This window comes from Mycolicibacter arupensis, assembly GCF_002086515.1.
GTDB classification, from domain to species: Bacteria; Actinomycetota; Actinomycetes; order Mycobacteriales; family Mycobacteriaceae; genus Mycobacterium; species Mycobacterium arupense.
In genome coordinates this window covers 65217-83743 of record NZ_MVHH01000004.1, presented here as the reverse complement: position 1 = coordinate 83743, position 18527 = coordinate 65217, and the positions used below count along the sequence as shown (strand labels likewise).

Annotated in this window: 18 protein-coding genes; 13 read left to right on the top strand and 5 right to left on the bottom strand. The window is 67.7% G+C overall.

The genetic code is table 11. The features are described 5' to 3' along the window. Nucleotides 1–10: 10 nt before the first annotated feature. Nucleotides 11–496 carry a MarR family winged helix-turn-helix transcriptional regulator gene (locus BST15_RS03590; RefSeq protein ID WP_046188035.1) on the bottom strand — a complete coding sequence of 162 codons (486 nt, stop codon included), beginning with the start codon at nucleotides 494–496 and terminating at the stop codon, nucleotides 11–13. 136 nt (nucleotides 497–632) lie between these two features. Next, nucleotides 633–1469 carry a class I SAM-dependent methyltransferase gene (locus BST15_RS03585; RefSeq protein ID WP_046188036.1) on the bottom strand — a complete coding sequence of 279 codons (837 nt, stop codon included), beginning with the start codon at nucleotides 1467–1469 and terminating at the stop codon, nucleotides 633–635. A gap of 209 nt (nucleotides 1470–1678) precedes the next feature. Between BST15_RS03585 and fmt the strand changes: the two genes are divergently transcribed. Genes fmt through ribD form a run of 4 tightly spaced genes read left to right on the top strand, consistent with a single transcriptional unit; the run spans nucleotide 1679 to nucleotide 5724 of the window. Further along, nucleotides 1679–2620: a methionyl-tRNA formyltransferase gene (gene fmt, locus BST15_RS03580; protein ID WP_046188037.1), complete on the top strand. Its 942-nt coding sequence runs from the start codon at nucleotides 1679–1681 to the stop codon at nucleotides 2618–2620. Next, nucleotides 2617–4014, top strand: coding sequence for an RsmB/NOP family class I SAM-dependent RNA methyltransferase (locus BST15_RS03575; protein WP_046188038.1), 1398 nt, complete (start codon nucleotides 2617–2619; stop codon nucleotides 4012–4014). Before fmt ends, BST15_RS03575 begins: the two co-directional genes overlap by 4 nt. Before the next feature lie 4 nt (nucleotides 4015–4018). Next, on the top strand, nucleotides 4019–4696 hold the full coding sequence (gene rpe, locus BST15_RS03570; RefSeq protein WP_046188039.1) for a ribulose-phosphate 3-epimerase: 678 nt from the start codon (nucleotides 4019–4021) through the stop codon (nucleotides 4694–4696). Continuing rightward, nucleotides 4693–5724, top strand: coding sequence for a bifunctional diaminohydroxyphosphoribosylaminopyrimidine deaminase/5-amino-6-(5-phosphoribosylamino)uracil reductase RibD (gene ribD / locus BST15_RS03565; protein WP_409366516.1), 1032 nt, complete (start codon nucleotides 4693–4695; stop codon nucleotides 5722–5724). The genes rpe and ribD overlap by 4 nt, the downstream gene beginning before the upstream one ends. A 13-nt stretch (nucleotides 5725–5737) precedes the next feature. Here ribD and BST15_RS03560 read toward each other — a convergent pair whose 3' ends face one another. Both BST15_RS03560 and BST15_RS03555 read right to left on the bottom strand, forming a co-directional pair. Further along, on the bottom strand, nucleotides 5738–7291 hold the full coding sequence (locus BST15_RS03560) for an MFS transporter (protein ID WP_046188040.1): 1554 nt from the start codon (nucleotides 7289–7291) through the stop codon (nucleotides 5738–5740). Then, a complete protein-coding gene (locus tag BST15_RS03555) occupies nucleotides 7291–7980 on the bottom strand; it encodes an LppX_LprAFG lipoprotein (RefSeq protein WP_046188041.1) in 690 nt (229 codons plus the stop codon). The genes BST15_RS03560 and BST15_RS03555 overlap by 1 nt, the downstream gene beginning before the upstream one ends. A gap of 161 nt (nucleotides 7981–8141) precedes the next feature. Between BST15_RS03555 and BST15_RS03550 the strand changes: the two genes are divergently transcribed. The 8 genes from BST15_RS03550 to whiA all read left to right on the top strand — a co-directional run bounded on the left by BST15_RS03550 (nucleotide 8142) and on the right by whiA (nucleotide 16160). Then, nucleotides 8142–8759 (top strand): riboflavin synthase, encoded by a 618-nt coding sequence (locus BST15_RS03550; protein ID WP_046188042.1) that lies wholly within the window; start codon nucleotides 8142–8144, stop codon nucleotides 8757–8759. A gap of 95 nt (nucleotides 8760–8854) precedes the next feature. Then, nucleotides 8855–10126, top strand: coding sequence for a bifunctional 3,4-dihydroxy-2-butanone-4-phosphate synthase/GTP cyclohydrolase II (locus tag BST15_RS03545; RefSeq protein WP_046188043.1), 1272 nt, complete (start codon nucleotides 8855–8857; stop codon nucleotides 10124–10126). Then, on the top strand, nucleotides 10127–10609 hold the full coding sequence (ribH, locus tag BST15_RS03540) for a 6,7-dimethyl-8-ribityllumazine synthase (RefSeq protein ID WP_046188044.1): 483 nt from the start codon (nucleotides 10127–10129) through the stop codon (nucleotides 10607–10609). Further along, entirely contained in the window at nucleotides 10606–11094 is a 489-nt protein-coding gene (locus BST15_RS03535; protein ID WP_109370692.1) for a PH domain-containing protein, read from the top strand. The genes ribH and BST15_RS03535 overlap by 4 nt, the downstream gene beginning before the upstream one ends. Nucleotides 11095–11157: 63 nt before the next feature. Next, a complete protein-coding gene (uvrC, locus tag BST15_RS03530) occupies nucleotides 11158–13116 on the top strand; it encodes an excinuclease ABC subunit UvrC (RefSeq protein WP_046188046.1) in 1959 nt (652 codons plus the stop codon). Then, nucleotides 13113–14048, top strand: a complete 936-nt coding sequence (gene rapZ / locus BST15_RS03525) for an RNase adapter RapZ (protein ID WP_046188047.1) — start codon at nucleotides 13113–13115, stop codon at nucleotides 14046–14048. The genes uvrC and rapZ overlap by 4 nt, the downstream gene beginning before the upstream one ends. 73 nt (nucleotides 14049–14121) lie before the next feature. Next, nucleotides 14122–15186: a gluconeogenesis factor YvcK family protein gene (locus BST15_RS03520; RefSeq protein ID WP_109370693.1), complete on the top strand. Its 1065-nt coding sequence runs from the start codon at nucleotides 14122–14124 to the stop codon at nucleotides 15184–15186. Continuing rightward, nucleotides 15183–16160, top strand: coding sequence for a DNA-binding protein WhiA (gene whiA / locus BST15_RS03515; RefSeq protein ID WP_109370695.1), 978 nt, complete (start codon nucleotides 15183–15185; stop codon nucleotides 16158–16160). Before BST15_RS03520 ends, whiA begins: the two co-directional genes overlap by 4 nt. Nucleotides 16161–16223: 63 nt before the next feature. On the opposite strand, the gene BST15_RS03510 is transcribed toward whiA, so the two are convergent. Next, entirely contained in the window at nucleotides 16224–16553 is a 330-nt protein-coding gene (locus BST15_RS03510; RefSeq protein ID WP_052734900.1) for a CDGP domain-containing protein, read from the bottom strand. Nucleotides 16554–16692: 139 nt separating this feature from the next. Between BST15_RS03510 and BST15_RS03505 the strand changes: the two genes are divergently transcribed. Continuing rightward, nucleotides 16693–18444: a DUF3556 domain-containing protein gene (locus tag BST15_RS03505; protein WP_046188050.1), complete on the top strand. Its 1752-nt coding sequence runs from the start codon at nucleotides 16693–16695 to the stop codon at nucleotides 18442–18444. The last annotated feature ends 83 nt before the right edge of the window (nucleotides 18445–18527 follow it).

Below are 18527 nucleotides of genomic sequence, written 5' to 3'. Positions count from 1 at the left end.
GGCCCGCTGGTCAGATGTCGAAGTCTTCACCGTGGCCGACCGGTTCCCCGCCTGCCACGGTGAATGCGCTAAGCGCGCTGACCAGTCCGTGACGTTCGGTCGCGGGCAATGTCTCCACGATGCGGGCGATCGCCGCCCGTCGCTGGTCGGTGACCCGGCGCACCACGCTGCGCCCGCGCGGCGTCAGGTCTGCCACCAGTTCACGTCGGGATGTGGGGTGGGGCAGCCGATCGATCAGTCCGACGCCGACGAGTCGGTCGACCATCCGTCCGGTAGTCGAAGGCTGGACACCGAGCAGGCCCGCCAGGGTCGCCAGATTCATCGCGCCATGGCGGTCGAGGATCACCAACGTCCGGAACTGGGGGATAGTGATGCTCTCGTCTACCTGGGCTATCGAGTGCGCTGAGATGGCCACCAAGAGCCGCGAAGCCGATAGCAGTGCATCGGTGATCGCATCGACTGACTCGTCGGTTGCCGTCACATCTGCGGCGGACATCGGTGTCACCTCGGTTCAGGCTGCTCAGCGGGGCGTCGCTCATCTAGTGTTACACAGAGCTACTGTTGCCATACGCATGATTTGCGCGATCCGGCCTGGGCGCCGGCTGCGGTGGCCCCGAGTGCAGGCGGTGTGCCTAGATCCTGCGGGCGGTCAGCAGTAAGTACTGCCAGCCCATGAGGCCGTGGTGCATGTGTCGTTGGGCGAGTTCGAGGAGCTCGGCATCCAGGGCGGCGACCAGCGCGCGATTGCCGCTGATGGTGCGGTAGGCGTCGATCGTCGGACCGTAGTGCGCCTTGAAATAGTCGTGCGCCTCATGGGCGTCGGCGAAGCGGTCCACCACCAACATGCAACGCCGGGCTTCGATGATTTCGGCCTTGCCGCCGAACAGGTTTGCGACGTAGTCATCGCGGCCCCACAACGCCGCCGGGGGCACGCCCGGCGTCTGGGTCGACCGATACGGGCGGATCGCGGTGAGCATTCGGCCGAAGAACCCCTCGGGTGTCCAACTCGCCAGGGCGACGGTGCCGCCGGGGCGACAGACCCGGATCAGCTCGTCGGCGGCCCTTTGATGGTCGGGGGCGAACATCACCCCGATCCCGGAAAGGACCGCATCGAACTCGTCGTCGGCGAACGGTAGTGCCTGCGCGTCGGCCTCGTGCCATTGCAGCGGCACCTTGTGCTCGATCGCGCGCAATTGCGATCGCTGCAGCAGCTCGGGGGTCAGGTCGCTGGAAACGACGGTGGCGCCGGTCATCGCGGCCGGAATCGAGATGTTGCCGGACCCGGCGGCCACGTCGAGGACCCGATCGCCGGCTCTGATTCCACTGGCACCGACCAGGATCGGGCCGATCGGAGCCATCACCTGCTCGGCCATCAACGCGTAGTCGCCCATCGCCCACATGTTGCGGTGCAGGGATGTCAGGGTGTCGCCGGACGGGGTGTAGCCGGTCGCGGTGTAGTCGACGGTCATCGGGGCCTCCTGGGCAGGGATGCGAGCGTGGCGTAGGGGACTGCGTTGTCGGGCGGCCCGTCGTGCTCGCATGAGATCTGTACCGCTTGCCTCCAGTGGTAGTCCTCGATAGTTGCAGTCCGCAATAGTGTTTGATTGCCAGTATTCTGTGGGGTCGCTGTACGTGAGCGTCGACCAATGGCGGTTCCCGGCATCCCTAAACTGTCCCGGTGCGCATCGTCTTCGCCGGCACCCCGGACACCGCGTTGCCGTCGTTGCAACGGCTGATCGACTCACCGCGTCACGAGGTGGTCGCGGTGCTCACCCGACCCGACGCCTCCTCGGGACGGCGGGGTAGCCCGCAGCCGTCCCCGGTGGCCCGGGTGGCCCTCGACCACGGCATTCCGGTGCTGCGGCCGTCGCAGCCCAATGCCCCGGAGTCGGTCGCCGCGCTGGCCGACCTGGCGCCGGAGTGCTGCCCGGTGGTCGCGTATGGGGCACTGTTGCGGGACGCATTGTTGGGGGTGCCGACGCACGGCTGGGTCAATCTGCACTTCTCGCTGCTGCCGGCGTGGCGGGGTGCCGCTCCAGTTCAGGCGGCCATCGCCGCCGGTGACCAGGTGACCGGGGCGACCACCTTTGCGATCGAGCGGGAATTGGACTCCGGCCCGGTCTACGGCGTGACGACCGAGACGATCCGTGCCGATGACACCGCGGGCGAACTGCTGGCGCGTTTGGCCGTCTCGGGTGCCGAACTGTTGGCCGCCACCCTCGACGGCATCGCCGACGGTGCGCTCACCCCGGTACCTCAGCCCCGCGACGGAGTCAGCTACGCGCCCAAAATCGGCGTGGACGATGCCCGGGTGCGCTGGGATCTGCCGGCCGCGGTGATCGAGCGCCGGATCCGCGCCGTCACACCCAATCCCGGCGCCTGGACGGTTATCGGCGACCTACGGGTGAAGATCGGACCGGTCACCCTCGCCAAGGCTGCCGATGGCGGCCCCAGCGAATTGGCGCCCGGGCAGATACAGGTAGGCCGGCGCGATCTGTGGGTCGGGACCGGATCAGACCCGTTGCGGTTGGGGCAGATCCAGCCGCCCGGAAAGAAACTCATGGACGCCGCCGATTGGGCTCGGGGCGCCCGGATCTCTGCTGAGGTGATCGCGTCATGACCGGCCCGACAAGGCGTCCCCAGCGCGGCCAGGCTGGCCCGCGAAAGACCCACCGCAAGCCCCTGGATCCCGCGCGCAGGGCCGCATTCGATGTGCTGCGAGCGGTTTCCGAACGGGACGCCTACGCGAATCTGGCGCTGCCGGCCCTGTTGGCCGAACGCCGGATCACCGGGCGCGACGCCGCCTTCGCCACCGAACTGACCTACGGCACCTGTCGGGTCCGTGGGCTCCTCGACGCGATCATCGGCGCAGCCGCGCAGCGTTCGACCGACACCATCGACCCGGTGTTGCTGGATCTGCTGCGGCTGGGCAGCTATCAGCTGTTGCGCACCCGGGTGGAGCCTCATGCCGCGGTGTCCACCACCGTCGATCAAGCCGCGATCGAGTTCGATTCCGCGCGTGCGGGATTCGTCAACGGGGTGCTGCGCACCATCAGCGGCCGCGATGAACACTCCTGGACCGCGGAGTTGGCGCCGAACGCCGACAGCGACCCGATCGGCCATGCCGCCTTCGTCCGAGCCCATCCGCGGTGGATCGCGCAGGCGTTCGCGGACGCGTTGGGTGCGGCCGCCGGCGAGCTCGACGCGGTGCTGGCCGGGGATGACGAGCGGCCGCGGGTGCACCTGGCCGCCCGACCCGGCGTCCTGACCGCGGCCGATCTGGCTGCGGCGGTCGACGGCGATGTCGGCAGATATTCGCCCTACGCGGTCTACCTGCCCGGCGGTGACCCGGGCCAGCTCGACGCCGTGCGCTCCGGTCAGGCCCTGGTTCAGGATGAGGGCAGCCAGCTGGTGGCGCGCGCGCTGACCCTGGCCCCGGTTGAGGGAGACAACGGCCGCTGGCTGGACCTGTGCGCCGGTCCGGGCGGTAAGACCGCCCTGCTGGCCGCCCTGGGCGGGCAGGTCGGGGCGCGGGTCACCGCAGTCGAGCAGGCGCCGCATCGAGCCGCCATGGTTGCCGAGAACACCGCCGGCCTGAACGTCGAGGTGTTGACCGCTGACGGCCGCGATTCGGGCCTGCAGCCCGGGTTCGACCGGGTGCTGGTCGACGTGCCCTGCACCGGGCTCGGCGCCTTGCGTCGCAGGCCCGAGGCGCGGTGGCGCAGGCAACCCGGCGACATTCCGGTACTGGCGAAACTGCAACGTGAGCTGCTGGCCGCGGCGATCGGATTGACCCGGCCGGGGGGAGTGGTGCTCTACGCCACCTGTTCCCCGCATCTGGCCGAAACGGTGGGCGTGGTGGCTGACGCCCTGCGCCGACAGCCCGTGCGCGCGTTGGACACCCGAGAGCTGTTCGCGCCGGCCGACATGCTCGGGGACGGTCCGTACGTACAACTGTGGCCGCACCGGCACGGCACCGACGCCATGTTCGCCGCAGCGCTCCAAGTAATCTGAGCGCATGTCACGACCCATGATCGCGCCGTCGATCCTCTCGGCCGATTTCGCACGCCTCGCCGATGAGGTCGCCGCCGTCAAGGGCGCGGACTGGCTGCACGTCGATGTGATGGACGCCCATTTCGTGCCGAACCTGACCCTGGGCCTGCCGGTGGTGCAGAGCCTGTTGGCGGCCACCGACATCCCGATGGACTGCCACCTGATGATCGAGGACCCGGGTCGCTGGGCGCCGCCGTATGCCGAGGCCGGCGCCTACAACGTGACTTTCCACGCCGAGGCCACCGACAATCCCGTCGCGGTCGCCCGCGACATCCGCGCCGCCGGCGCCAAAGCTGGGCTCAGCATCAAACCCGGTACCGCGTTGGAGCCCTACCTGGAGATTCTGCGGGACTTCGACACCCTGCTGGTCATGTCGGTGGAGCCCGGATTCGGCGGTCAGTCCTTCATCCCCGAGGTGTTGAGCAAAGTCCGCGCGGTGCGCAAACTCGTCGATGCCGGGGAGTTGAGCATCCTGGTGGAGATCGACGGCGGTATCAACGCCGACACCGTCGAACAGGCCGCGGAGGCCGGCGTCGACTGCTTCGTCGCCGGATCGGCCGTCTACAGCGCCGCTGACCCGGCTGTCGCCGTCGAATCGCTGCGCCGCCAGGCACTGGCTGCGTCACCGCATCTGCGCGCATGAGCGCCAAGCCGGCCGCCGAGCACGTCATGGACCTCGACGCCGCGATGCTGCTGGCGGTCGCCCAGGCGCAGCGGGTCAAGGGCAACACCTATCCCAACCCGCCGGTGGGCGCGGTCATCCTGGACCGCGACGGCCGGGTGGCGGGCGTCGGGGGAACCCGTCCGGCCGGTGAGGCGCACGCCGAAGTGGTGGCGTTGCGCCGGGCCGGCGACTTGAGCGTCGGCGGAACGGCTGTCGTGACCCTGGAACCGTGCAATCACCACGGCAAGACCCCGCCGTGTGTGGACGCACTGCTGACCGCCGGGGTGGCGCGGGTGGTCTACGCCGTCGAAGATCCCAACCCGGCCGCGGGCGGCGGGGCCGGTCGACTGGCCGATGCGGGCGTGCAGGTGCTCTCCGGCGTGCAGGCCGAGGCGGTCACCACCGGGCCGTTGCGGGAGTGGCTGCACAAGCAGCGCACCGGGAGGCCACACGTCACCTGGAAATACGCGACCAGTATCGACGGGCGCAGCGCGGCCGCCGACGGCTCCAGCCAATGGATCACCAGCGAGGCGGCCCGGGCCGACCTGCACCGCCGCCGAGCCGCGGCCGACGCCATCGTGGTGGGCACGGGCACCGTGTTGATCGATGACCCGACATTGACCGCCCGGCTGCCCGACGGCACCCTCGCCGAGCGTCAGCCGCTACGGGTGGTGGTGGGGCAGCGCGAGATCTCCGCGGACGCGCGCGTGCTCAACGACGACTCGCGCACCATGGTGATCCGCACCCACGACCCGGCCGAGGTGCTCAGGGCTCTCTCGGACCGCACCGACGTCCTGATCGAAGGTGGCCCCACGCTGGCCGGAGCATTCCTGCGTGCCGGCGCGATCGACCGCATCCTGGCCTACGTCGCGCCGATTCTGCTGGGCGGACCGATCACCGCAGTCGACGACGTCGGTGTACCCAACATCGCCCGCGCCCTGCGGTGGCGCTTCGACACCACAGAGCAGATCGGGCCCGATCTGCTGCTGAGCCTGGTGCCGCACTAGCGGACGGTACCGTTCAGCGCGCGATAGCCGGCTCGGGAGCAGAGTCCTGCGGGTCCTCCGCGGAGATGCTGTTGCTGCCGATCAACAGCCCGAGTACCGCGCCGGCAATACAGACCAGAGCGGTGATCCAGAAGATCTCGCCGTACATCATGGCGAACGCCACCTTGGAGTTAGCGGCCTTGCTGACCATCTTCTCCGCCAGCGTCTCACCGACCGCCTTTGGCTGAGCCGCCAAGATCTGGTTGAAGCGGTACAGGCCCCACGCCGACAATGCCGCCATCCCGACCAGCATCCCGGTCATCCGCGCCACCACCACACCCGCGGCGGCGATGCCGTGCTCGCGTGGCGGAACGGCCCGCATCACGGCCGAAGTCAGCGGCCCGATCACCAAGCCCAGCCCGAAGCCGGCCAGCATCTGATCGGTGTCCAGGGCGGGCAGCGAGAACAACCCGAACACGTCGTGCCGGTAGCTCAGCAGATCGACCGGCCATTTCGAGATCAGCGTGTACCCGCTGGCGGCAATGAGCAGGCCGAAGAACGCCACGACGCGATCACCCACCCGGGTGGCGATCCAGCCACCCACCAGAGCGCCGATGGGCAGCGCGATCAGGAACCGCAGCAACAACCCGGCCGCCTCGTTCTGGGTCATGCCCAGTACGCCCTGGCCGAACAGTTCGACATTGACCAGCGTCACCATCAACGCCGCTCCGGCGCAGACCGAGGAGCCGAGCGCCGCCAGGAAGGGGCCGAATCGGGCACCGGTCGGGTCGATCAGCTTGGTGCGGGCGAACTTCTCCCACACCGCGAACGCCACCGTGGCCACCAGCGCCCCCGCCAACACCGGCACACCCCAGTCCGGCAGAGCCTGCTTGGCGGTGGGTTCGGGGTTGTACAGACCGAAGACCGCCAGACCCAGCGCTATCGCCAGCAGCAGGCCACCGACGACGTCGATGCGTTCGGCCGGTGCACCGTCTTGGTCGGTCTCAGAACGCGACGGCAGGCTGAAGTGGATCATCACCATCGCCAGTGCGGTCAGCGGGATATTGATCCAGAACACATCGCGCCAGTCACGCAGTGCCCAGACGATGAAGATGCCGTACAGGGGGCCCAGCACGCTGCCGAGCTCCTGAGCGGCGCCGATCCCGCCGAGCACACCGGCCCGGTTGCGTTGCGACCACAGATCGGCGCCCAGCGCCAGCGTCACCGGCAACAGCGCACCACTGGCGACGCCCTGGATCGTGCGGCCGACCACCAAGGTCGTGAGGTCGGTCGACAGCGCAGTGACCACCGAGCCGATGGCAAAGGTGATCAGACTGACCTGCAGCAGCAACTTACGGCCGAAACGGTCCGAGGCCCGGCCCAGCAGCGGCATGGCTGCGATGTAGCCCAGCAGATAGCAGGTGATGATCGGGGTCAGCTGCTGGATCTTATTGATCGGAATCCCGACACCCGCGGGCTGCGGAGCCATGATGTCGCGCATGATCGTGACCACGACATAGGTGTCGAGGGCACCGAGCAGTACGGCGAGGCTACCCGCGCTGATCGCCAGCCTGCGGTTGACCCGCATCAGGGCTTCTCTACGGTGACCGGAGCGTTCCAGTTCGACAGGGTCATCTGGATGGTGGTGCTCGAGCTGGGGGACAGCTGAGCCTGTGCCAGCTGGTGGTCACCGTCCTCGTCGATCCACACCGTGGCGGGCGTCGAGGCCGTGGCCTTCAGTTGCGGCGCGATCGCGTTCACCGCGTCGGCGGGCACAGTGCCGGTGACCCGGACGGCCTTCTGGCCGTTGATGGTGTCGCGGCCCTCGGCCTTGGCGTCGTTCAGATTGGCCAGCAGGTTGGCCAGGCCCTTGTCCGGGCTCAGGATCGCGGCCACGTCGTAGATGTTGGCTGCGGAGCCGAAGTTGTCGTAGTCGTCGCCGGTGATCGCGGCGTAGAGGTCGCCGTCGATCACGATGAACTTCGCGTCGACATCCGAACCCAGCATCGTGATGGTCGCGCTGCCCTTGGCCGCGGTGGTCGGCTCATTCGTGAGGTCGCCCTCAAGGGTCTTAACCGGCAGGTTCTTGATCTGGCCGGTCACCGACAGCGCCAGGTGCGCGCTCTTCAGGTTGGCGGTGGTGGTGGCCGATTCCTTGACCAGCGGTGATGCTTCCGGCAGTGGGCCGCCGGTGTCCTTCGAGGAACAGCCGGCGAGCAATGCGGCGGCAGTGGTCGCGGTGGCCAGGGCGATGAGAAGTCTGCGCATGGGGGACATCGTATAGAGGCCGCCTGGTCGAGGTAGGGCAGCAGGGACTTTGTTCCACCAACACGATCCACTGCGCCCGACTTCGTCGCGCTGGTGATCGTCTGTGCCGACGGGCGACGATCCACTGCGCCCGACTTCGTCGCGCTGGTGATCGTCGCTAGCCTGATGTGATGTTCACCGGAATCGTCGAGGAACTGGGAGCGCTGGTCGGCCGCGAGGACCTCACCGACGCTGCGCGCCTGCTCATCGAGGGCCCCACCGTCACCTGCGATGCCCGTCACGGCGACTCGATCGCCGTCAACGGCGTGTGCCTCACGGTCGTCGACGTGCAGCCCGGCGGCCGGTTCAGCGCTGATGTCATGCGGGAGACCCTGGAGCGGTCCAGCCTGGGGTCGCTTGACGTCGGCAGTCCGGTCAACCTGGAGCGTGCGGCCGCCCTCGGCAGCCGGCTGGGCGGGCACATCGTGCAGGGCCATGTCGACGGCACCGGACGGGTGCTGGCCCGTACCCCGGGACAGCACTGGGAGGTGGTGCGGATCGGGCTGCCGGCATCACTGGCGCGCTACGTGGTGGAGAAGGGCTCGATCACCGTCGACGGCACGTCGCTGACCGTCTCTGCGGTGGGCTCAAGCCCCGAAGACCCCGATGACTACTTTGAAGTCTCGCTGATTCCTACCACCCTGGAACTGACCACGCTGGGCCGCGCAGCGGTCGGGACACTGGTCAATCTGGAGGTGGACGTGATCGCCAAATATGTCGAGCGACTGGTGACAAAAGCCACGGAATGAGTCACGGGGCGAACCGTGGGTCCGGGGTGGTTCATACTGGACGGGCGGGTTGCGCCGACCGGGCGCTTTCCGATGGCGAAATCAAGGTGGCACAGATGACGAAGTTGGACACCGTCGAGCGGGCGGTTGCCGACATTGCGGCGGGCAAGGCCGTGGTTGTCATCGACGACGAAGACCGCGAGAACGAAGGCGATCTGATCTTCGCCGCGGAGAAGGCCACGCCCGAGCTGGTGGCGTTCATGGTGCGCTACACCTCGGGTTACCTGTGTGTTCCGCTGGACGGCGCGATCTGTGACCGGCTCGGGCTGCTGCCGATGTACGCCCTGAACCAGGACAAGCACGGCACCGCCTACACCGTCACCGTTGACGCGAAGAACAACGTCGGGACCGGCATCTCGGCCTCCGACCGGGCCACCACCATGCGGCTGCTGGCAGACCCGACCAGCGCTTCCGATGACTTCACCCGCCCCGGCCACGTGGTGCCGCTGCGGGCCAAGGACGGTGGGGTCCTGCGGCGTCCCGGGCACACCGAGGCGGCGGTCGACCTGGCCCGGATGGCAGGCCTGCAGCCGGCCGGTGCGATCTGCGAGATCGTCAGCCAGAAGGACGAGGGCGCGATGGCCCAGACCGACGAGCTGCGGGTCTTCGCCGATGAGCACGGCCTGGCGCTGATCTCCATCGCCGACATGATCGAGTGGCGCCGCAAGCATGAGAGGCACATCGAGCGGGTCGCCGAGGCCCGCATCCCGACCCGTCACGGGGAGTTCCGGGCGGTGGGCTACCGAAGCATCTACGAAGACGTCGAGCATGTCGCGCTCGTTCGCGGTGAGATCGCCGGGCCGCACAACGACGGCGACGACGTGCTCGTTCGGGTGCACTCGGAGTGCCTGACCGGTGACGTGTTCGGGTCGCGGCGCTGTGACTGCGGTCCGCAGCTGGACGCCGCGCTGGCGATGGTCGCGCAGGAGGGGCGCGGCGTCGTGCTGTACATGCGCGGTCACGAGGGCCGCGGTATCGGACTGCTGCACAAGCTGCAGGCCTACCAGCTGCAGGATGCCGGTGACGACACCGTCGACGCCAACCTGAAACTCGGCTTGCCCGCCGACGCGCGCGACTACGGGATCGGGGCTCAGATCCTCGGCGACCTCGGCGTTCGCTCGATGCGGTTGCTGACCAACAACCCGGCCAAGCGTGTCGGACTGGACGGCTACGGCCTGCACATCATCGAGCGGGTCCCACTGCCGGTACGGGCCAACTCCGAGAACATCCGCTACCTGTTGACCAAGCGTGACCGGATGGGGCACGACCTGACCGGGCTGGAAGACTTCGACGACGTCTCGCCGAACGAATTCGGTGGGGCACTGTAGATGAGTCCCGCCGCAGGAGTGCCGGACATGCCGGCACTGAGCGCTTCCGATGTGCGCCTGGCGATCGTGGCCAGCACCTGGCACACCCGTATCTGTGACGCCCTGTTGGCAGGGGCCCGCAAGGTAGCCACCGATGCCGGCATTGCCGAACCGACGGTGGTGCGGGTGCTCGGGGCGATCGAGATCCCGGTCGTGGCGCAGGAAGTAGCCCGCAACCACGATGCCGTGGTCGCCCTCGGCGTCGTGATCCGCGGTGCCACACCGCATTTCGACTATGTGTGTGATGCGGTCACCCAAGGCCTGACCCGGGTGTCGCTGGACGCGGCCACCCCGGTGGCTAACGGTGTGCTGACCGTCAACGACGAGGCGCAGGCGCTCGACCGTGCTGGACTGCCGGAGTCGACCGAGGACAAGGGCGCGCAGGCGGCAGCCGCGGCCCTCAGTACGGCGCTGACCCTGCGCGAGCTTCGCGCCACACCGTGACTTCGTCGTCCGGATCCTCCCACTGGGAACTGCAGGTACGCCCGCGCATGATGCGCTACGGCCTGTGGATCGTCGCGACCCTGATCGTCACCATCCACGTCGTGGTGAGCCTGCTGCTCACGATCCGCTCCAGCGGGGTGATCTTTCGCGCCTACGACCAGGTGGCCGTCGTGGTTCTGGGCTTCATCGTCGCCGGCGCGCTGCTGCTCCTGACCAGGGCCCGGGTGCGGGCGGGTGAGGCCGGGATCTCGGTCCGTAATGCGCTGGCAGACCGGTTGGTTCCCTGGTCTCAGATTGTCGGGGTCACCTTCCCGCCGGGCAAGCGCTGGGCCCGTCTGGAGCTCCCCGACGACGAGTACATTCCGCTGGTGGCCATCCAGTCCGCCGACAAGGAATACGCCGTACAGGCCATGCGGGAGCTGCGCGCGCTGCTCTCGCGCTACCGCCCGTCATCCCCGCCGGCAGACACAGAATCGCGCCCTTGAGGCCCCTCGAGTGCGATTCTGCGTCTGCTCACCGGGGAGAAGCCGCACGCTAGCCTAGAAACCGTGGCAGACCCCGCGACCTACCGTCCGGCGCCCGGGTCCATCCCCGTCGGGCCTGGCGTCTACCGATTCGTCGACCCGCACGGTCGAGTCATCTACGTGGGCAAAGCGAAAAGCCTGCGGTCCCGTCTGACGTCGTACTTCGCCGATATCGCCGGCCTTCATCCGCGAACCCGCCAGATGGTGACCACCGCCGCCAAGGTCGAGTGGACGGTGGTCAACACCGAGGTCGAGGCACTCCAGCTGGAATACAACTGGATCAAAGAGTTCGACCCGCGGTTCAACGTCCGCTACCGGGATGACAAGACCTACCCGGTCCTGGCCGTCACGTTGAACGAGGAATATCCGCGGCTGATGGTCTACCGCGGGCCGCGCCGCAAGGGGGTGCGCTACTTCGGGCCCTACTCGCACGCCTGGGCCATCCGCGAGACGCTGGACCTGCTGTTGCGCGTCTTTCCGGCGCGCACCTGCTCCAACGGTGTGTTCAAGCGCCACCAGCAGATCGGCCGGCCCTGCTTGCTCGGCTACATCGGTAAGTGCTCGGCACCGTGCGTCGGTCAGGTCAGTGCCCAAGAGCACCGACGCATCGTGGACGACTTCTGCGACTTCCTCGCCGGCAAAACCGACCGATTGGTCCGCACCCTCGAGCAGCAGATGCTGGCCGCCTCTGACGAACTGGACTTCGAGCGGGCCGCCCGGCTGCGCGACGATGTCGCAGCGCTGAGGCGAGCGTTGGAAAAGCAATCCGTGGTGCTCGGCGACGGCACCGACGCCGACGTCGTGGCCTTCGCCGAAGATGAGCTGGAAGCGGCCGTTCAGGTGTTCCACGTCCGCGGCGGACGCGTGCGTGGCCAGCGCGGATGGATTGTCGAGAAGCCCGGGGACCCCGGCGATGCCGAGAGCTCGCTGGAAGCGCTGGTCGAGCAGTTCGTCACCCAGTTCTATGGCGACCAAGCCGAATTGGACAGCGCAGCAGACGAGCCGACCAATCCCGTGCCGCGTGAGGTTCTGGTGCCGTGCCTGCCCGTCAACGCTGAGGAGCTGACCAGCTGGCTGTCGGGGCTGCGGGGGTCACGGGTGTCGTTACGGGTGCCCCTGCGTGGTGACAAGCGAGTCCTGGCCGAGACGGTCGAGCGCAACGCCAAAGATGCTCTGCAGCAACACAAGATGAAGCGTGCGGGAGACTTCACCGCCAGATCTTCTGCGCTGCAGAATATTCAGGACTCGCTGGGACTGGCCGATGCCCCACTGCGCATCGAGTGTGTCGACATCAGCCATGTGCAGGGCACAGATGTCGTCGGCTCGCTGGTGGTGTTCGAGGACGGGTTGCCGCGCAAGTCGGACTACCGCCATTTCGCGATCCGGGAGGCTGCCGGGCAGGGCCGCTCCGATGACGTGGCGTCGATCGCCGAAGTGACCCGCCGCAGGTTCCGCAGGCAGTTGGACTCGGAGACTCTCGCCCCCGAGGGACGATCACGAAAGTTCGCCTATCCGCCCAACCTCTATGTGGTCGATGGCGGTGCCCCTCAGGTCAATGCTGCGGCGGCCGTGCTGGCGGAACTGGGCATCACCGACGTCGCAACCATCGGTCTGGCCAAACGGTTGGAGGAGGTGTGGGTGCCCTCCGAACCCGACCCGATCATCTTGCCCAGGCAGAGCGAAGGGCTCTACCTCTTGCAGCGGATTCGCGACGAGGCGCACCGGTTTGCCATCACCTACCACCGCAGTAAGCGGTCCAGGCGGATGACGGAGTCGGTGCTGGACGCTGTGCCCGGCCTTGGTGACCATCGGCGCAAGGTGTTGATCTCGCATTTCGGTTCGGTGGCGCGCCTTAAACGGGCTACCGTCGAAGAGCTCACCTCGATCCCGGGAATCGGCGCGGCCACCGCCGCCGCCGTACTCGAGGCGCTGGGAGCCGACGGCGCGGCGGGCGCCGCTGAACACCAACGGATGTCGGGATGACCACGGAATCACCGAAAGATGTGCGCCGGCGCGCCGTCGTCGGGGCTGGAGACGGCGCCGGCATCGACGTCGTGCTCGTGACCGGACTGTCCGGAGCGGGACGCGGAACCGCGGCGAAGGTGCTGGAGGACCTGGGCTGGTACGTCGCCGACAACCTGCCGCCGGACCTGATCACCCGCATGGTGGACCTGGGCCTTGCGGCGGGGTCGCGGATCACCCAGTTGGCGGTCGTGATGGATGTCCGCTCGGCCGGTTTCACCGGGGATCTGGACTCGGTGCGCACCGAACTGGCCACCCGCGGCATCAATCCCCGGGTGCTCTTCATGGAGGCGGGCGACGACGTATTGATCCGCCGCTACGAGCACAATCGACGCAGTCACCCCCTGCAGGGCCAGCAGACCCTCACCGAGGGCATTGCGGCCGAACGGATCATGTTGGCGCCGGTGCGCGCGGTCGCCGACCTCGTCATCGACACCTCGGTGCTCAGCGTGCGTGAGTTGCGGGAGAGTATCGAGGAGATGTTCGGCGGCGACGCCGTAAGCGCCCCGACATCGATCACGGTGGAGTCGTTCGGATTCAAGTACGGCCTGCCGATGGACGCCGACATGGTCATGGACGTGCGATTCCTGCCCAACCCGCACTGGGTAGACGAACTGCGGCCGCACACCGGCCAGCATCCGGCCGTCCGCGACTACGTGTTGAACCAGCCGGGGGCCGATGAGTTCCTCGCGAGCTACCACCGGCTTTTGACCCTGGTGGTCGGCGGCTATCGACGAGAGGGAAAGCGATACATGACCCTGGCCATCGGGTGCACCGGCGGCAAACATCGCAGCGTCGCCATCGCCGAAGCCCTGGCGCGTCTGCTGGACACCGAGGACGACAACGACGAGCTGTCGGTACGGGTGCTGCATCGGGATCTGGGCCGCGAATGAGTTGCGCCGGCGACGATGCAGAACGGAGCTTGCGGAGCGATGAGGAGGGGCTGCGCCAGTGAGCGTTGAGCCCGTGCAGGGAAATCCGAGCATCGTCGCACTCGGAGGTGGGCACGGCCTGTACGCGACGTTGTCGGCTGCTCGCCGACTCACTCCGCACGTCACGGCGGTGGTCACCGTCGCCGACGACGGCGGCTCCTCCGGCAGGCTCCGCGGCGAGTTGGACGTGGTGCCCCCCGGCGATCTCCGGATGGCCTTGGCGGCGCTGGCCTCCGACACCCCGAACGGTCAGTTGTGGGCGACCATCCTGCAGCACCGATTCGGTGGCACCGGTGCGCTTGCCGGCCATCCGATCGGCAACCTGCTCCTGGCCGGCCTCAATGAGGTGCTCGCCGACCCCGTCGCGGCGCTCGACGAACTCGGCCGGATGCTGGGCGTCAAGGGCCGGGTGCTGCCGATGTGTCCGATCGCGCTGCAGATCGAGGCCGACGTCTCGGGTCTGGACGCCGACCCCCGACTGTTCCGGTTGATCCGCGGCCAGGTGGCGATCGCGACCACCCCGGGCAAGGTGCGACGGGTGCGGCTGCTGCCCGGTAACCCGCCGGCCACGCGCCAGGCGGTGGACGCGATCATGTCCGCTGACCTGGTGGTGCTCGGGCCGGGTTCGTGGTTCACCAGTGTGATCCCGCACGTGCTGGTGCCCGGACTGGCCTCAGCGCTGCAGAAGACCACCGCCCGCCGTGCCCTGGTGCTCAACCTGGTGGCCGAACCGGGGGAGACCGCTGGGTTTTCGGTGGAGCGGCACCTGCATGTGCTGGCGCAGCATGCACCCGGCTTCACGGTCGACCACATCATCATCGACGCGGGCCGGGTGCCCAGCGAGCGTGAGCGCGACCAGCTGCGGCGTGCCGCCACACTGTTCGGGGCCGAGGTTCAATTCGTCGACGTGGCCAGACCTGGTACACCTTTACATGACCCAGGAAAGTTGGCGGCGGCGCTGGACGGGGTTCGGAGCATCGACGCATCGACGTTGACCGTTCCGACTCCGGTCGCGACGCAGGCTCAGGGCGGGGGCCGGCAATCCGGCGTGAGTGGACCGAGTGCTCTCGGGCCGGGAGGTGACAAGGCGTGGCGATGACGGCCGAAGTCAAGGATGAGCTGAGCCGTCTCGTGGTCAGTTCGGTGAGTGCACGCCGTGCCGAGGTGGCGGCGCTGTTGCGGTTCGCCGGCGGGCTGCACATTGTGGCCGGCCGCGTGGTGGTCGAGGCGGAGGTGGACCTGGGCGTGATCGCCCGGCGGTTGCGCAAGGACATCTTCGATCTGTACGGCTACAACGCGATCGTGCACGTGCTGACGGCCAGCGGCATGCGCAAGAGCACCCGCTACGTGCTGCGGGTCACCAAGGACGGTGAGGCGCTGGCCCGACAGACCGGGTTGTTGGACCTGCGCGGGCGTCCGGTGCGCGGCCTGCCCGCCCAGGTTGTGGGCGGCAGTGTCGGTGACGCCGAAGCCGCCTGGCGTGGAGCGTTCCTGGCGCACGGCTCCCTGACCGAGCCGGGTCGCTCATCAGCACTGGAAGTCGGCTGCCCCGGGCCGGAGGCGGCCCTGGCGCTCGTCGGTGCGGCGCGCCGGCTCGGCGTCAGCGCCAAGGCACGCGAGGTCCGTGGCGCGGATCGGGTGGTGGTGCGCGACGGGGAGGCGATCGGCGCGCTGCTGACCCGAATGGGCGCCCAGGACACCCGGCTGGTCTGGGAGGAGCGCCGGATCCGTCGCGAGGTTCGGGCGACCGCCAACCGGCTGGCCAACTTCGACGACGCCAACCTGCGCCGATCCGCGCGTGCGGCCGTCGCGGCGGCGGCTCGGGTGGAACGCGCGCTGGCGATCCTTGGCGATACTGTGCCCGATCACCTGGCCACGGCAGGCAAGCTGCGCGTCGAACACCGGCAGGCTTCGCTCGAGGAGCTGGGCCGGCTGGCTGACCCCCCGATGACCAAGGACGCTGTGGCGGGCCGGATTCGGCGGCTGCTGTCCATGGCTGACCGCAAGGCCAAGCAGGACGGTATTCCCGACACCGAGTCCGCGGTCACCCCGGAACTGCTGGAAGACGCCTGACGGGCGATTTGCGGGCTAGACCTGCAGAACCGTTGGGGCGCAGCGATTAACGTGCTGCAGTGATCAATCGCCGATGTGATAATGCGGGCTGATGGCGGGTTGAAAATTGTCTTCGCTGATCACTGCGCACATCTGCCCGGCCGGAGAGTAGAAGCCGGGATTACCGTCGAAGCCGCCGGTGTAGTTCGCCTGCCACGACCAGCAACGTTGCCAGGTTCCGTCAGGGCGGATCGGTCCGTCACAGAACAGCGTGGCGTTCAAAAAGCCGCCTGATTCGCATCCGGGCTTGGGGTCGCCGGGGTAGGCGAGAGCGGCCGGTGCCGTGGACACCGCGGAGATGGCCGCAGCGGAGGCGGCCATGGCGGAGACGATCCCGATGATGCGATGCCTCATTCGCGCCGTTCTCCCTGTGGTTGTGACGTGTGGATCAGGTCATGATGCACCACGGCCGTACCGACCTATCCGAATGGCCGTCGTACGCCTGCTCCTACCGCTATAACAGAACGGGCACACGGCAAGGAGTGAGGACAGCATGGGGTTCATCAAACCGACGGTTCCCGATGCCGACCCCGAAACGTGGCGGGCCACGCCGTGGGCTACCCGGATCCAGGTCTGCAGCCGGCACTGGGCCGAAGAGGGCTTCGGGACCCCATCGGGGGTCTACCTGATCTATCTGCTCAAGATCGCGGCCTATGCCGTCGGCGCCGCCGCAGTCATCGCGTTGACTCCAGGGCTGGGCGGTCTTGGCCACATCGCCGACTGGTGGACACAGCCGATCGTCTATCAGAAGCTCGTCGTGTTCAGCCTGTTGTTCGAGATCCTGGGCCTGGGCTGCGGTTCGGGTCCACTGACGGCCCGATTCTGGCCGCCCATCGGTGGCGTCCTTTACTGGTTGCGGCCCAACACGATTCGCTTACCGCCCTGGCCCGGAAAAGTCCCGCTGACCCGCGGCGATACCCGCACCCTGATCGACATCGCGCTCTACGGCGCCGTGTTGGCCTCCGGTGTCTGGGTGCTGCTGTCGCCCGGGCAGGGTGAGCCTGGCCCCGTGGGCCTGCTCGACCCGGTGTTGGTGGTGCCGATGATCGTCGCCCTGGGTCTTCTGGGCCTGCGGGACAAGACGATCTTCCTGGCCGCCCGCGCCGAGCATTACGGACTGACCCTGCTGGTCTTCTTCTTTCCCTACGTCGATCAGATGGCCGCCTTCAAACTCATCATCCTCGGGCTGTGGTGGGGTGCGGCCACCTCAAAGCTCAACCACCACTTTCCTTATGTGGTGGCCGTGATGACGAGCAACAACGCACTGCTGCGCGCAAAGGTGTTCACCGGCCTCAAGCATCTGATGTACCGGGATCACGTGAACGATCTTCGGCCCACCCGGATCCCGCAGTTGATGGCTCACGTCGGCGGCACCACCGCCGAATTCGTCGTGCCGGCGCTGTTGGTGCTCGTCGCCGGCGATCAGCCGTGGCGGTGGTTCCTGATCGCCTTCATGGTGATCTTTCACCTCAACATCTTGTCCAACCTCCCCATGGGGGTCCCGCTGGAATGGAATGTCTTCTTTCTCTTCTCGCTGTTCTTCCTTTTCGGGAACCACCCCGAGGTCAGCGTCTTCGACCTGCGTTCACCGCTGCTGATCGCGATCTTGCTCGTCGGGCTGGTCGCCATCCCGGTGGCAGGAAATATGTTCCCGCAGCAGATTTCCTTCCTGCCGGCGATGCGTTACTACGCCGGAAACTGGGCCGCCAGCTTCTGGTGCTTCCGCACCGGAACCGAGGACACGGTGGAGACCAACGTGGTCAAGAGCTCGGCCCTGGTGATCAACCAATTGGCGAAGTTCTACGACCAGTCCACCGCCGACCTCGTCGCCGACAAAGTGCCGGGTGCCTTCCGGGCCATGCATCTGCAGGGGCGGGCCCTCAACGGCCTGCTGCCCCGAGCGCTCGACAACCCGGCCGACTACACCATCCGTGACGGCGAGATCATCGCGGGACCGCTGCTCGGATGGAACTTCGGCGAAGGTCACCTGCACAATGAACAGCTGCTCGCCGCCGTGCAGCGACGCTGCAACTTCGCCGAAGGTGATCTGCGGGTGATCGTGCTCGAAGGCCAACCCATTCACCGCAAAGAGCAGGCGTACCGGATTGTCGACGCCAAATCCGGGCTGATCGAAGCCGGATACGTGTCCGTGGCCGACCTGCTGAGCCGCCAGCCGTGGCCCGAACCCGGCGATGAGCTTCCCGTCCGCCGGACCCAGGGGCCTGTGGGCTCGGTCACGCACTAGATTTGTCGTGTCGGGATCTGTTACGCCCGGCTTCGCCGCGCCCGCAATCCCCGCTAGGCTGACGGCCGAATACAACCAGCAAC